Origin of the sequence: Catenibacillus scindens, assembly GCF_014202115.1 — a bacterium.
GTDB lineage: Bacteria > Bacillota > Clostridia > Lachnospirales > Lachnospiraceae > Catenibacillus > Catenibacillus scindens.
This window is the reverse complement of the sequence record NZ_JACHFW010000017.1, coordinates 18,956-31,610: the sequence shown is the minus strand read 5'-3', so window position 1 is coordinate 31,610 and position 12,655 is coordinate 18,956. Positions and strand designations below refer to the sequence as shown.

The window sequence follows — 12,655 nt, the reverse complement described above, 5'->3', positions numbered from 1 at the left end:
ATACGCTGCGCGATCGTCCTTTTTACAGATCCCACAAAGCCTTCATGAGCTGCGGGTTCACATTAAAAGTTGCTGAATCCTCCCTGTTTTCAAGGCTTTCAACACTTTCAAGTCTATTTATAAACTTTTCTATAACATTTGTCAAGCTATTTTCCATATTTACATCTAAAAAACGGGATAAATTGATCAGGTCAAATAGCAAACACCCCAAAACGTCCTCCGGCCGGAGATCTTCATGGCCTGCCAGCACTTCCCCAAGCCTTTTAAAATCACGATCCACCCGATCTTCCACATCTTTTTGTGAGGGAAAATTGTACCCTGCCGCGGCAGCTTTCTTCAACACTTTCTCAGCTCTGAGATTGGCCGGAAGCGCCCGGGGCACTCTGCGGATTCCCTCAACCGGGGAGGTTTCATTTTTCTCCTGCCGCTTAATAGCTTCCCAGCCGCCGGCCACCGCCTCCGGCGTCTGTACATTCCCATTTCCAAAAATATGGGGATGACGGCGAATCATCTTCCTTGTGACGCCGTCCACAACATCGGTCATATCAAACCTGCCTGCCTCGCCGGCGATCCGGGCATGCATGACCACCTGGAGCAGCACGTCCCCCAGCTCTTCTTTAAGATTATCATCGTCTTTAAGATTAATAGCCTCAACCGTTTCGTAAGCTTCCTCGATCATACATTTCCTTAAACTTTCGTGGGTCTGCTGTTTATCCCACGGGCATCCGTCCGGCCCCCGCAGGCGGGCTATCACGTTAAGAAGATCCTCATAGGTATATTTGTTTTCATGATTGTCCATTGTTTCACATCCTTTCAATACCTGAGCAGGAAACGTCATAATCAAAATTATTATGACATTTCCTATAGATTATACATCAGCCCCAGACAATTGTATAGGGTGTGAACAGATTCCCCCGGTCAGCCAAAAAACAGCACCTCCCACTGCCGCCGTCACTCCCATCTCACCGCCGAAAACAAGAATAAAATACGCCCATACCGGCAGTCCCATATCCATGCCCGGAAGGCTGGGTCTATGAGCCTTTTACATTCCCTTTCTTTGGCTTGGGAGGCCAAAATTTTATGTCGGGAATCTAGTCAAGGCTGGGCTGAAAGCCCGTTAAATTCAGCCTTGTCAGGGTTTCCATAAGTAAAATAGAATCGGTCAGCACCAAGGAAAGGGGTCGATTTTTTCATAATTCGCTTTACACTACCTGGTATCATAATGATGTAGTCAATAAGACTACTTGGTTAATAAGTTTATTATTGATTTTATTTGATCAGATGGGCATATAGAAAATCAAGACACGTACAGCGGATGCATTTTTTCCATAAGACACATATAAACGGGAATCATTACCGCACAACCATTCCTGTTGCATATTGGGATTTAAACGACTGTCTTCCGAAAATTTTTCATAATCCTGTTCTCCTCGGAAACTTTCCACTAAAGGACTTGTGGAATCTTTTTCATAAAGTTTATCATACTGCGCTGTGCAATTATAAATAAGTTCGTATGCTTTTTTATCTTCCTCCAGTGAATAGAATATCTGAGCGCCACATAAAACCATCTGTTCATCTGAAAATTCAAGAATCAACGTGGCCGGTTGGTTTCTGACAGTAACGCAGGGTTCTTTTGATTCATAATGGATAACAGTATTCCCGAGGGAGTCACTTCCCATGTCTGTACAGGAAAAATCCTGCTCGGTAATGCCAATCAATTCAAATACATCCTCGGGGCTTCCATTCCAACAGGAATCAAAAATATGATCTAACGTAATTTCTGAAGGATGGTTATTACAGGATGACATACATAAAACTATCACCGTCAGCAAAGCTACAATATATTTCATATTCTTAGCTCCTCTAAAAACCAGGTATATAATATGAATCCATATACAGTGTATTATTAATAACTATATTGGAGTCTATGCTCATTGTATGTGATGTACTAGGCGCAACTATTCTTAATAATTGTGTTGGGCCACTGGAGAAATAAGATATTCGTGAATACATATTATATTCAATGGGAGCGCTTTGGCTCAAACTTATTACATGGGCACTATTATATCCTAATCCTACAAATCCAGGATATGTTGTTACTTCTCCGATTGAAGTAAACTCAGTTGTAAAAGATTTCACAACATAAGAACCACTATTAATTCTATAATAAGTTATCAAAGAATACGGATTATAGTAGACATTAACAACATCCTTACCATTTTGGTATATATTATAAGATGCCATATTAACTAAGGTTACACCTGTCCCTGAAGGCGTCCACTGGTCACTCCCTGATGCTCTTGTACTAACTTTTTTTATAACTTCACATGGCTCGATAATACCATTTTTTTCTTGAAGATTCTGAAGAACATAAATATGCTTTTCTTGATCATTTCCAGTTGTAATAAAAAGTTTATTTTCTGAGCTGCCGAGTTGGCGAGTTTGAACCGGAGTGCTGAGTTGAATTTTTTCTATGGCTTGTGTATCAATATTTAAAGAATCTAAATATACAAGTAGGTTATCTGAAATTTCCTCACTTGAGATTTCTTCATATGTATCTGTTGTACCATCAAAATCATATGCAAAGCATTCCAGATTAAAATTAAAGAATATCATTAATACCAAAATGGAAGATAAGCACGGTGTAACTATTCGCTTTAATACTTTCATATTCAATCCTCCTAGTAGATAATGTGATAAACTATGTTTACCAAATATTACATTTAACCCGTTCTGTGATTTTTATAATAAAATTTGCCTCCACATTGGAATTCCTCCCAAAATTCTTTTAGTGTCTTTTTACTTTTGTTATCCTTAATTTTATCACAGCGTTTATATAACTTCTATTCATAAACATTCATGAATATTTTGTTAAAACTTTTACATTATCGAGGCGAGTAAAAATAACAAATGTGGTGTCTCATGATAACTTCACATATAGATCGTTTATAACAAAAGTACAAATCTTCATGAGATTTTATTCATTATATCCCTCCATTTTTAAATTACATACTTTCTGCGACAGATTAAAACATTTTCACTATAAAATAATTTTAATCAATAACCCATTGGCATCACCCCTATAATTGTCACCGTTCAGCCTATGCCATTCGCAAAGTCTCGCATACACTTTACCCGCAGCTTATGCTGCTCCTATGTTCATTGCCAGGCGCGCACTTCATCAGAGACGGAACAGAGTGATCTTCATACAGACATAAACCATTTCGCCGTCACTGATGACTGAACTACTGACAATAATTTCGAATATATACGAAAACGACTCTCTACACACTTTCAAGGTAGCACTTTCTCCTTTTCTTCCGCTTCAATGGCATTATCAATCAAATTCCCTAAAATAACACATAGATCAATGCCTCTTATTGTCGTATAATTGCCGTATTCTATGTTATCATTAAACATAATATTATGTTCCCGTGCGTATTGTCGTTTATAATCAATCAGAGCCATCCACATATTATTTTCATTCGATGATGAAAGTTCTTTAGTACCAGAAAGCATAGTTATCGTTTGGTCGATGGCACTTTTTAAAGAATCATATTCTTTTTGCTCAATTAATGTATTTAATGCGAGCAATGCATTAATTACATTATGCTTTTGCTTCTTTAAATAATCTACATTTTTTAATAATTCCCGGTAAAGATCCTTTTGATGTTCAACATACTGGTTTAAATAGTTAGCTTCCCGTATTTTATTCTTTTGCTGAATAAGCAGGGCCAAAAGTCCAAAGATAATACCATCCAGAATAAAAACAAAGAAAACTATCTTAAAGATGCTGTCAAATAAAGAAAACTGCTGGTTTTGTATTAACAGGAGTAAAAAAGCTACAAATATAACTGTTATAGTTCCCATACCAATTAAAGATATTATTTCAATATAAGAGAGTTTATTCTTTTTCAGGACTTTTTTTAATGGCCATGAGATAAACAATAAAGCGATCCATAGAATTTTACAAAAAATCAATGTCAGACAGGTATGAATATTGTTAGTTCCAATAAGTGTGGAATAGTCTTCCTTAAAACAAAGATGAGCAATCTCCAGTCCAATCATATTCGCGGCAATTAAAAGAACATTCCAAAATACAATACTGATTAAAAATAAATACCATCGAAATTTAAGAAAGATTCCGGCATATAGAAGCAAAATGATAATATCAATCAAAAACGTATATTCACTGAAAATTTTGTTATAGGTTGTTAATGCAACATTAATGGTAAGCAGTCCCCATGCCAATAATATACCTATAAAGTTTATAAATGTTTTTCGTCTGCCTTCATTGAATAAAAACATAAAAATGACTATAATAAATGATTCTATAATACTCATAATATTTTGAATAATAAAAATCACCTCCTAAGTATCCACTCTGCGAAACCAATCAAATATTCTCATTTTAACGGAATCAACATACCGTTTGCTCACTGGTAATATTTTTCCATTGGACATTTCAATTTCATGGGCTTTCTGCCCTTTAAAATGATGTAGTCTTACTATTTTTCTCATATTGATTAAATAGCGATTATGTATCCGAAGAAAATCAAAGCCACTCATCTGTTTTTCAACAGCGTCTAATTTCTGACGGACGGACTGTTCTGTCTTTCCACTCTCTAAACACAGTACTACATAATCCCGCTCACTATAAAAATAAATAATATCATTAATACAAAATGTCAGTAATTGCTTTCCGTCTTGTAAAGCAATGGTTTTCTTTTTCCGCGCATATTCTTTAAGGAAATTGTCTACAGCCTCATTAATATCTTCTTCCAAAAACGCTTTGCGGACAAATGCAACCGGTTTGACCTTCATTGTCTGTCTCAGCATATCATCATGTACACTTACAAAAATGAACTCACTGTCTTTTTGTTGCTTTAAAAAATCCGCCAACTCAATGCCATCCATTCCCGGCATTTCAATATCAAGAAAGTAGGCGTTTACATTCACATCTTCCGCTTCTATAAGATCTTTTGGATCATTATAACTTTTTATTTCGATAGAATAGCCCTTTCTCATAAAGGCCGCTTTTAACTGAAGTACCAAATCTTTTCCAAACACCGCATTATCGTCACAGATTACTATTTTCATAAACAACTCCCACTTTTAATAAATCTTCTTCTTAAAGTATAATTCATTACTTTAAAAGAGCAATATAAAAAAGTACTTTAGCCATTAAGTTTCGATTATATCAACAATTTTTTTCGTAAAATTATAATGAAAAATTAAATGAGAACAATCCAGAAGAAAAGGGAGAGAAAGGGATAAATTACTATAGTCCGCAACAACGAAAAAAATCGCTGTAACCCAGTAAATACAAGGAATACAGCGATTTTTTCTTCTATAAACTGTCGAAAAAGGGATATACATCAAACCCTGAAAATTGTATAGCGCGGAAAAAGGCAAAAACATTGGCTGCTGCAGCAGCCCATTACTGTTCCAGTTGACGTCCAAGAAAACCGGCAGCAGCCAGAGCCAGTTTCTGCTCCACCTCGCCCATCTTCACATTTTCCGTCCGGCTGGTAATAATCACCGCGCCAACCGCGTCCCCTTCGGTAATAATAGGACACACCATCTGAGCGGTAAAACTCTCCTTTTCCTGTGTGCTGATGGGAATAAAATCACGATCTCCCGCCACACAGCACCGGGTCTCCCTCTGATTAATGAGATTTTCCAGGGCAGGCCCCACCGGCTGGCCCAAAAGCTCTTTTCTCGCCGCACCGGACACTGCGATATGGTGATCCCTGTCTGTAATGCTGACAATATGGCCGCAGCTCTGGGCCAGGGCGTCAGCATACTGTTTGGCAAAAGCGCCAAGCTCTCCGATAGGCGAATATTTTTTTAAAATGATCTCGCCCTCCCTGTCGGTAAAAATTTCCAGGGGGTCGCCTTCACGGATTCTTAATGTTCGGCGGATTTCTTTAGGCACGACCACCCGGCCGAGATCGTCAATACGTCTCACAATTCCAGTTGCTTTCATATTCAAATTCCTCCATTAGACTTTTTTCAGGTTCTCATAGATGTATTATTTGTCAGATGAAGGAATTTATACTTTTAAAAATGATCATTCTTCCCACAATTCTACGCCCACCACTGTCCGGGTGTAGGGAAGATAAGAAATCCTCGCCCCATTTTTTGTCTCTGCACCGCCGCTGCTTTCCAGGGCTGTCCACTGCTCATAAACTTTGTCTCCCACATTAAATTCGTAATCCCGGCCATCATCTGCTATGCCCTTCATAGACACGTTGGTGGCATCGCTCCAGTTGTCCAGTTCCAGCTCCACCTGGGATAATTCCACAATTTCCGGGCGGTTTAAATAGGCAATATCCCCCAGAGGCGCCGCCACTGTTGTGATCAGCAAAAAAACGCCAAAGGCCAGAGCAGCCGCCCCACAGGCCAGGTAACATACCACAGAAAAGCCCCTGGGAAGGTGACGGATATGAGCCAATCCAGGAGAGCGGACAGCTTTCACGCCCTCGCCCAAAAAGAGGATACCTCCTCCGATAAGTACCGCGGACAGCCCTGCGGCTGCCGGTAAAAACAAATATACCTGGACAATACCGCCGCTCTGGGTCAGTGTATGTACAGCCAGGGCGGCAAGAACTAAAACAAAAGCCACCGCCACGTAAAGCAGCAAAAGCCACTGTCCCAGCCTTAATTTTTCTGATTTTCCATGAAGTATTTTCTCCTGTTCACTCATCATTTATCCACCTCTTTCATCTGTTTAACGCCATCTGTTTTTTCCACAGAGGCAATGTCTGATCAAGAAGTTCCCGGATCTTTTCCCACAGAAGGCGCACGCCTTCTTGAAGAAGAGATATCTGGGCTCCTGTCTGAGCAGCCATAGCTTTGCTGATTTTAAGATCATTTATGCGCCCTTCAAATTGTCCGAGAGCGCTCTCATAATCCCGGACAGCCAGGGCCGCCTGTCCGCTGCCCAGTGTCCGCGCCTCCGCTTTCAGCGCCGGAAGCAGTTTTTCTTCAATATGTTTTTCCTCCTGCTCCCCCGCCAAAATATATAATTCCAGATATTGATCGTATTCCTTATTTTTCTCGTACAGTCTTTCCAGAATGTCCAAATACTTCAACAAAGCCATACTGCTTTTTTCCAGTCCTGCTTCCATACTTTCCACCTGAGTCCTGAGCTTCTCAAAGGAACCTCTGTCTATTCCCTCCGCCGAACCTATGATCTCAAGCAGCTTTTCCATAAGTTCCCTGGAATCATCCACGGAATTTTCTTTAGTATACTTTAAAACCATATTGGACAGGTCCGCGATTTCCATTTCTACGCCGCTGCCATACAAAGAGATAGCGGACTTGTCTGTCAGATCAATTTTCTCCCGGATCTTTTCAATGCGCTCTTCCTTCCGGGAATCCAGATTTTCCTCTCTTTTTTTCATCAGATCCGCCAATGTCACATCAGCCATATATATCACCTCTAAGAAAGTGCCTCAATAATCCGCGCCATAACATCATAATCCGGCATGGACACCGCCTGGGTCACACTGCTCTGCAGTCCGTCAACATCAAACCTGGAAATATCCGCCGATGCTGACAGGATTCCTGTACGGAACCCGTGGCATTCCCAGGCAATAGCCTGAACTTCCTCGTCCATCAGTGCGTCGATTCCCAAGGCTCCCGCCTCGTCCAGGGCAATATAAGGATGGGCGGCCCATACCGTAGGCACAGGATAAAGAACAACAATCTCATCTTTTAATATTTCCCAGTCATCCGGGTTCTGGGAAGCAAATTCCAGGATCTGGCTTTCGTATCCGGCCATAATGGGCCGGGCGCCCATGCCGGTCCTTAAAAACTGGTTAAACAGATCTGAAGATGAGGACTCCATATATCCGGATTTTTCAAAAATATCCACAAGTTTTGGCAGGATCTGGTCAATATTTTCCACATCCGCCACGCCGCCCGGGGAAAGAACATTGGCCAGAAGCCCTGCAAACATATTTCCCGAATTTGACTTCACCGGATCGGTTGTCGATATGGTCATGGCGCCGTACAGGCTATCCAGGCCAATGTCTGACCACTGCTTCCCCGCAAGTATATCTTCCGCCAGGAGTTTAAGATCCACCCCCCTGGCCCCGCCTCCCAAATCTGATATATAACCGGCCTGCTCCATGGCCTGGGCCACCGGAGTGTATGTATATAAAACAATGGGCGTATTAAAGATTACCTCTGTCCGCACCGGCTCGCCCACCGTCTCCCTGTAAAGTTCCAGGGCCACAGGGCTTGACGGGAACAGATAATCCCGCCCCGTAAGATCTGCCTCCACCATTTCCAGGGACCCTGCCCGGAAATAATCTATATGTATATGATATTTGTCCTCAAGGATTTCCTGAACCTGTTCATCCTCCAAAAGTCCGGTTTTTTCTCCGCCAAGATAGCCGTTGATAGTCACCGTCTGGGGCCGTGAAGCAAAACCGAAATAATAGATACACGCAGCGGCAATGATGGCCGCCAGGATCACCAGTCCTGTTATTTTTGATTTCAAATTTTTACAGCTCCTCCATCTTTAAAGTTTTTTTAAGAAGCTCAATATCGCTCTCGATATCCATCAGATCCCCCTGGATCAGCCGGCTGTGCTGCCGCTCAAAAGCTTCATTTAGCATATTCAGGGCCTGAATGGACTTTTGTGTCAGCGCCTCCATCTCTTTTCTCGGCGCCCGGCTCTGCTGAAGTTCACAGTATTTGTTTAAAATATCCACCGCCGTATCCAGATAATAATTAAGAAACCTCCGGGCCACGGATATTTTATCCACATCTTTTTCCAGGCAGGCAATGATATTTTCCCCTGTCTGTGCCAGTTTAAAGGCTCCCTGGCGGATTTCCGGGCTCACCGCAGTCTCCGCCGACCGCCGGATATCCCTAAGATCCTTTCTGGCATCCTCAAGCTGAGCGCTGATAGCCTCGCCGCCGGACAGCAGTTCCACATCCACGCCGCCGATCTTTTTCCTCGGTCTCAAAAGCAGGGACAGAGCAAAATAAATTCCCACCGCCAGCAAAATGGCGACAAAGAGATTCCACCCCAGTCCAAGGAACAGAACGAGAAATAAAATTCCTGACAGAACCGCAGCAAGGATATCATAAAATTTCACCTTCATTTCCTCCATTCCCAGAGTTTAGTTATATCCTTTTACGGAACGGAAAGCCCCGATCAGATCCTCTCTGCCGTCAAACACCCTGGCATTGGTAAAATCGGCCAGGTCGTCAAGCTGATCCGGGTCCGCGTCCCCAAACATAATGGAAAATACCGGCACATCCATGCCGGCCTCCTCATAGGCCCGGCGAAAATCATCAAAACTTCCGTTAGACATACCGTCGGTGAGGAGAATAACCGCCGGCGTATACTGGGATAAATCATACTGGGACAGCACTTCCAGGGCTGTTTCAGCAGCTTTGTACATATTTGTTCCGCCTCCGGTTTCCTCATTGACAACATCATCATAAAGCAGTTCGATCTCCTGTCCGTTTCCTGAAGCCATATAAGTCTCCCGCACATTACTGTCAAACGGAATAAGGATATTGATCTCACCGGAGGACGCCTGGAGAAAGTTCTGGGCCGCGTTATCCTGAATAAGGATCTGTGCCATGGCCTCCTCAAGCTGATTTTCCCCCTCGCCGCTCATACTTCCGGAATAATCCAGGCAATAAACAGTGAGGGAAGGTTTTCTAAACTGGGTCTGATACAGGTTCAGACATTCAAACAGAACCTCTGATGACGGCATTCGTATGGGCGACAGCAGCCGGTCCGGCTGAATGCCCCAGTCAGAGCGAAACACATCGGCGTTTTCCTGAGATACACCCTCGTATCCGGTGCGCCGCCCGGTCTTTTGTATCTGATTCTGAACGTCATCAGACAACAGATAATCCTGAAGACTTAAAAATGCTTCCTCCTTGCGGCTGTCTCCGTTATCAATATAGCCTAATGGAGAATCAGCGATGGAAAGGCCGTCGTAGGGATAGACCACATATAAAGGCTCCTCTCCCCTGGCTTCAAGTTCCTGGTTAGCGCTGATGATCAGGCATTCATAGTTGACCATTGCGTCATAATCCCCCTCAAGGAACATATCCTTCAGCCAGTCTGAACTTCCGGAAGACCGGTCTACCCCTGAGAGAAGGCTGGTCATGGATTGTGCCAGGCCTGGATCGGCAAGCGCTTCGGAGGTGATCACATCAGGATTGCCAAGAAGAGCATACAAAAAGCCGATATAGGCGCAGCACCCGGAATTGGACTGAGTCGCTGACGTCATACAAAATTCCAGTTTCCCCCCGGACACGGCCTCCAGAATATCCGACACAGACACTTCCCTCTCTGTAAATCCCAGATCCTTAGCCAGACTTTCACGGATACCGAAAACTACAGGTGTTATAGAAACGGACTGAGCATGTTTGACCAGATGTTGGGTATCTCCCACGCTAATCCATAAACTGCTGGCCGGCCATACGGCGTCGTACCCTGCGGCTCCGTTTTCCAGTTCCCTCATAATGTCCAGGGAGCCTTTATAATCCATAACAATATTAATATCCTGTGTCCGGGCAAAATCATCCAGAATCTGTGAAAGCTCCCGGTTTTCCGATCCGGACAGGATACGCAGCGTCACATTTCCTCCATGGTCAAACACCTGGCTGTTTCCATCTGCCGTCTCGCCGGCAGCGTCCGGCCCGCATGAAGAAAATAAAAAAAGCACAGTGAAAATAATGATCCAAAGCCATCCTTTTTTCATAGGACTTTCCTCCTTAGTATCATTATTTTACTGTACTTTATTTCATCCATTGATAAATTTCTGTAAAACCAGGGTAAAATTTAGATGTAGCAGTCTCCTGGCGCAGATATCTCCCTTTTCCAATTATCCGTTGTTTTCTCCGCCATCCCCGGCAATGCTGATATCCGCAATCTTCCCGTCGCTGTCCACACTAACGATGACATTAACCTCCTGACCGGAAAACCGACAGGGTACGCTATAGGATGTGCCGCCATCTGACTGAGACACCTGGGGTTCCCCGGCTCCCTGAAACTCTCCATTGGCCTGCAACCGGGTCTGGTAAGCTTCCAGCCCGCCTGTGGATTCCAGTTGGGCGGTCATTTCATCGGTATAGCTGTATAATTCCATAAGACTTGACAGATCCCCGCTGCACAGTGTTGCCGCATAGTCCTGGGCGTTAAACTCCACAACCATTTCCCCGCCGTCCGAAGCGTTAGTTCCGTTACCGGCATCTTGTAGGCCGCTCTGGGCCTGAATGTCCTGAGATTGAACGGACTGATCCGGTGCCCCGCTCTGGGCGTCATTTCCCGAACAGGCCCCTAAAAATGCCATAAAGGCCAGAACCATAAACATCAGTCCCGCCTGTTTTAAGATTTTTCCCATCATTCATACCTCCAATGTTTAATCACCTATCTGTCAGGTATTTTCAGCCGTTTCCGGCTCAAGAAGGAATTTTAAAAATCCATCCATTGCTTCTTTTGTCTTAAACTTTCCAATATAAATCTGGTTTCCCATAGCCGCTGCTAAAACTTCCGGCATGCGCACATGCATACACAAAGAGACTTTATACTTTTCAATGATTTCCCAGTCACTGTGAGCATAGCGCCGGTCATCCCGGCGTCCCACAAAGGGACAATAAAAATGCTCACCTTTATAATTTTCTGTGACACGGTCATAAACGATCATATCTGCCCAGATTTTGTACACATCCACGCTGTTGGCATAGTTGAGCATATCGGTGGTGAAACCGCCGCTGGGACGCATATTCACTTCAAGGGCCACAATGTCCCCCTTCTTTCCAAGCCCATCCTGGTCTTTGAGGAGGCGGAAAAATTCCAGGTGGATAAAACGGCTTTTTACACCAAAACTTTTCACGCACCGACGCCCTGCGTCGCGGATGTCATCTCTGAGTTTTTTATCAATATAATAATAGCTGTCCGCCTCGTTATTGACGGTATCCATAATGGAGACCAAAGTCACATTGCCTGACTCAAACAAAGGCTCTCCCTTACTGTTAATGATCGCGTCGTAGGAGCAGATACGGCCGTCCACAAATTCTTCCATAATATACTGAACCGGACCAAGCTCCTCAAAAAACTTCTGAAGATCTTCATCACTGTGTAGTTTAAAGGTGTTGCTGGCCCCCACGCCATTGTCCGGTTTAACGATCACCGGATACCCCACCTCTTTGACAAAAGCCTTGGCTGATTCCATATCATCCACCATATGGTAACGGGCGGTAGGAATGCCCGCCTGTTCATAATACTTTTTCATTCCGGATTTATATTTGATCCGGCCCATATCTTCTGTTTTAAATCCGGTATTAATATTAAAATCCGTGCGGAGCATGGCATCCTTTTCCAGCCAGTATTCATTATTGCTCTCAAGCCAGTCGATCCTTCCATACTTGAACGTAAAAAACGCTACTGCCCGGTACACGTCATCATAATTTTCCAGGCTATCCACCTTGTAATACTCATTGAGATTTTCCTTTACATTGAGATCAAGCTCATCGTAGGGACAGTCCCCAATACCTAATACATTCACGCCATTATTTTTCAGTTCTTTGCAAAATTGCCAATAATTTACAGGAAAATTTGGAGAAATAAATATAAAGTTCATAACAGCCTCCTTAAACGCTCTTAACATTA

At 43.1% G+C, this 12,655-nt stretch carries 13 protein-coding genes; all 13 read right to left on the bottom strand.

Going from position 1 to position 12,655, the window contains the following annotated elements; translation table 11 throughout:
* Positions 1 to 22: 22 nt before the first annotated feature.
* The 13 genes from mazG to HNP82_RS15475 all read right to left on the bottom strand — a co-directional run bounded on the left by mazG (position 23) and on the right by HNP82_RS15475 (position 12,626).
* On the bottom strand, positions 23 to 799 hold the full coding sequence (gene mazG, locus HNP82_RS15535) for a nucleoside triphosphate pyrophosphohydrolase (protein WP_183776207.1): 777 nt from the start codon (positions 797 to 799) through the stop codon (positions 23 to 25).
* Positions 800 to 1,277: 478 nt separating this feature from the next.
* Complete coding sequence (locus tag HNP82_RS15530; protein ID WP_183776206.1) at positions 1,278 to 1,850, bottom strand: hypothetical protein; 573 nt, start codon at positions 1,848 to 1,850, stop codon at positions 1,278 to 1,280.
* A 13-nt stretch (positions 1,851 to 1,863) separates the two neighbouring features.
* Entirely contained in the window at positions 1,864 to 2,670 is an 807-nt protein-coding gene (locus tag HNP82_RS15525; protein WP_183776205.1) for a hypothetical protein, read from the bottom strand.
* A gap of 624 nt (positions 2,671 to 3,294) precedes the next feature.
* The gene (locus tag HNP82_RS18505; RefSeq protein WP_183776204.1) at positions 3,295 to 4,368 is read right to left on the bottom strand and encodes a GHKL domain-containing protein; all 1,074 of its coding nucleotides are present in this window, start codon (positions 4,366 to 4,368) and stop codon (positions 3,295 to 3,297) included.
* A gap of 3 nt (positions 4,369 to 4,371) precedes the next feature.
* Positions 4,372 to 5,100 carry a LytR/AlgR family response regulator transcription factor gene (locus HNP82_RS15515; protein WP_183776202.1) on the bottom strand — a complete coding sequence of 243 codons (729 nt, stop codon included), beginning with the start codon at positions 5,098 to 5,100 and terminating at the stop codon, positions 4,372 to 4,374.
* Positions 5,101 to 5,440: 340 nt separating this feature from the next.
* Positions 5,441 to 5,989 carry a stage V sporulation protein T gene (gene spoVT / locus HNP82_RS15510; RefSeq protein ID WP_279288930.1) on the bottom strand — a complete coding sequence of 183 codons (549 nt, stop codon included), beginning with the start codon at positions 5,987 to 5,989 and terminating at the stop codon, positions 5,441 to 5,443.
* 84 nt (positions 5,990 to 6,073) lie between these two features.
* On the bottom strand, positions 6,074 to 6,712 hold the full coding sequence (locus HNP82_RS15505) for a hypothetical protein (protein WP_183776200.1): 639 nt from the start codon (positions 6,710 to 6,712) through the stop codon (positions 6,074 to 6,076).
* A gap of 13 nt (positions 6,713 to 6,725) precedes the next feature.
* On the bottom strand, positions 6,726 to 7,436 hold the full coding sequence (locus tag HNP82_RS15500) for a toxic anion resistance protein (RefSeq protein WP_183776199.1): 711 nt from the start codon (positions 7,434 to 7,436) through the stop codon (positions 6,726 to 6,728).
* Positions 7,437 to 7,447: 11 nt separating this feature from the next.
* The gene (locus HNP82_RS15495) at positions 7,448 to 8,512 is read right to left on the bottom strand and encodes a hypothetical protein (protein WP_183776198.1); all 1,065 of its coding nucleotides are present in this window, start codon (positions 8,510 to 8,512) and stop codon (positions 7,448 to 7,450) included.
* A gap of 4 nt (positions 8,513 to 8,516) precedes the next feature.
* A complete protein-coding gene (locus tag HNP82_RS15490; protein WP_183776197.1) occupies positions 8,517 to 9,116 on the bottom strand; it encodes a 5-bromo-4-chloroindolyl phosphate hydrolysis family protein in 600 nt (199 codons plus the stop codon).
* Positions 9,117 to 9,140: 24 nt separating this feature from the next.
* Positions 9,141 to 10,745: a substrate-binding and vWA domain-containing protein gene (locus HNP82_RS15485; protein WP_183776196.1), complete on the bottom strand. Its 1,605-nt coding sequence runs from the start codon at positions 10,743 to 10,745 to the stop codon at positions 9,141 to 9,143.
* 123 nt (positions 10,746 to 10,868) lie between these two features.
* The gene (locus tag HNP82_RS15480) at positions 10,869 to 11,390 is read right to left on the bottom strand and encodes a hypothetical protein (RefSeq protein ID WP_183776195.1); all 522 of its coding nucleotides are present in this window, start codon (positions 11,388 to 11,390) and stop codon (positions 10,869 to 10,871) included.
* A gap of 30 nt (positions 11,391 to 11,420) precedes the next feature.
* The gene (locus HNP82_RS15475; RefSeq protein WP_183776194.1) at positions 11,421 to 12,626 is read right to left on the bottom strand and encodes an ATP-grasp domain-containing protein; all 1,206 of its coding nucleotides are present in this window, start codon (positions 12,624 to 12,626) and stop codon (positions 11,421 to 11,423) included.
* Between the last annotated feature and the right edge of the window lie 29 nt (positions 12,627 to 12,655).

Coding starts and splice junctions, on each gene's coding strand:
- mazG (WP_183776207.1), bottom strand. CDS start 799: ATGGACAATCATGAAAACAAATATACCTATGAGGATCTTCTTAACGTG.
- HNP82_RS15530 (WP_183776206.1), bottom strand. CDS start 1,850: ATGAAATATATTGTAGCTTTGCTGACGGTGATAGTTTTATGTATGTCA.
- HNP82_RS15525 (WP_183776205.1), bottom strand. CDS start 2,670: ATGAAAGTATTAAAGCGAATAGTTACACCGTGCTTATCTTCCATTTTG.
- HNP82_RS15515 (WP_183776202.1), bottom strand. CDS start 5,100: ATGAAAATAGTAATCTGTGACGATAATGCGGTGTTTGGAAAAGATTTG.
- spoVT (WP_279288930.1), bottom strand. CDS start 5,989: ATGAAAGCAACTGGAATTGTGAGACGTATTGACGATCTCGGCCGGGTG.
- HNP82_RS15505 (WP_183776200.1), bottom strand. CDS start 6,712: ATGATGAGTGAACAGGAGAAAATACTTCATGGAAAATCAGAAAAATTA.
- HNP82_RS15500 (WP_183776199.1), bottom strand. CDS start 7,436: ATGGCTGATGTGACATTGGCGGATCTGATGAAAAAAAGAGAGGAAAAT.
- HNP82_RS15485 (WP_183776196.1), bottom strand. CDS start 10,745: ATGAAAAAAGGATGGCTTTGGATCATTATTTTCACTGTGCTTTTTTTA.
- HNP82_RS15480 (WP_183776195.1), bottom strand. CDS start 11,390: ATGATGGGAAAAATCTTAAAACAGGCGGGACTGATGTTTATGGTTCTG.
- HNP82_RS15475 (WP_183776194.1), bottom strand. CDS start 12,626: ATGAACTTTATATTTATTTCTCCAAATTTTCCTGTAAATTATTGGCAA.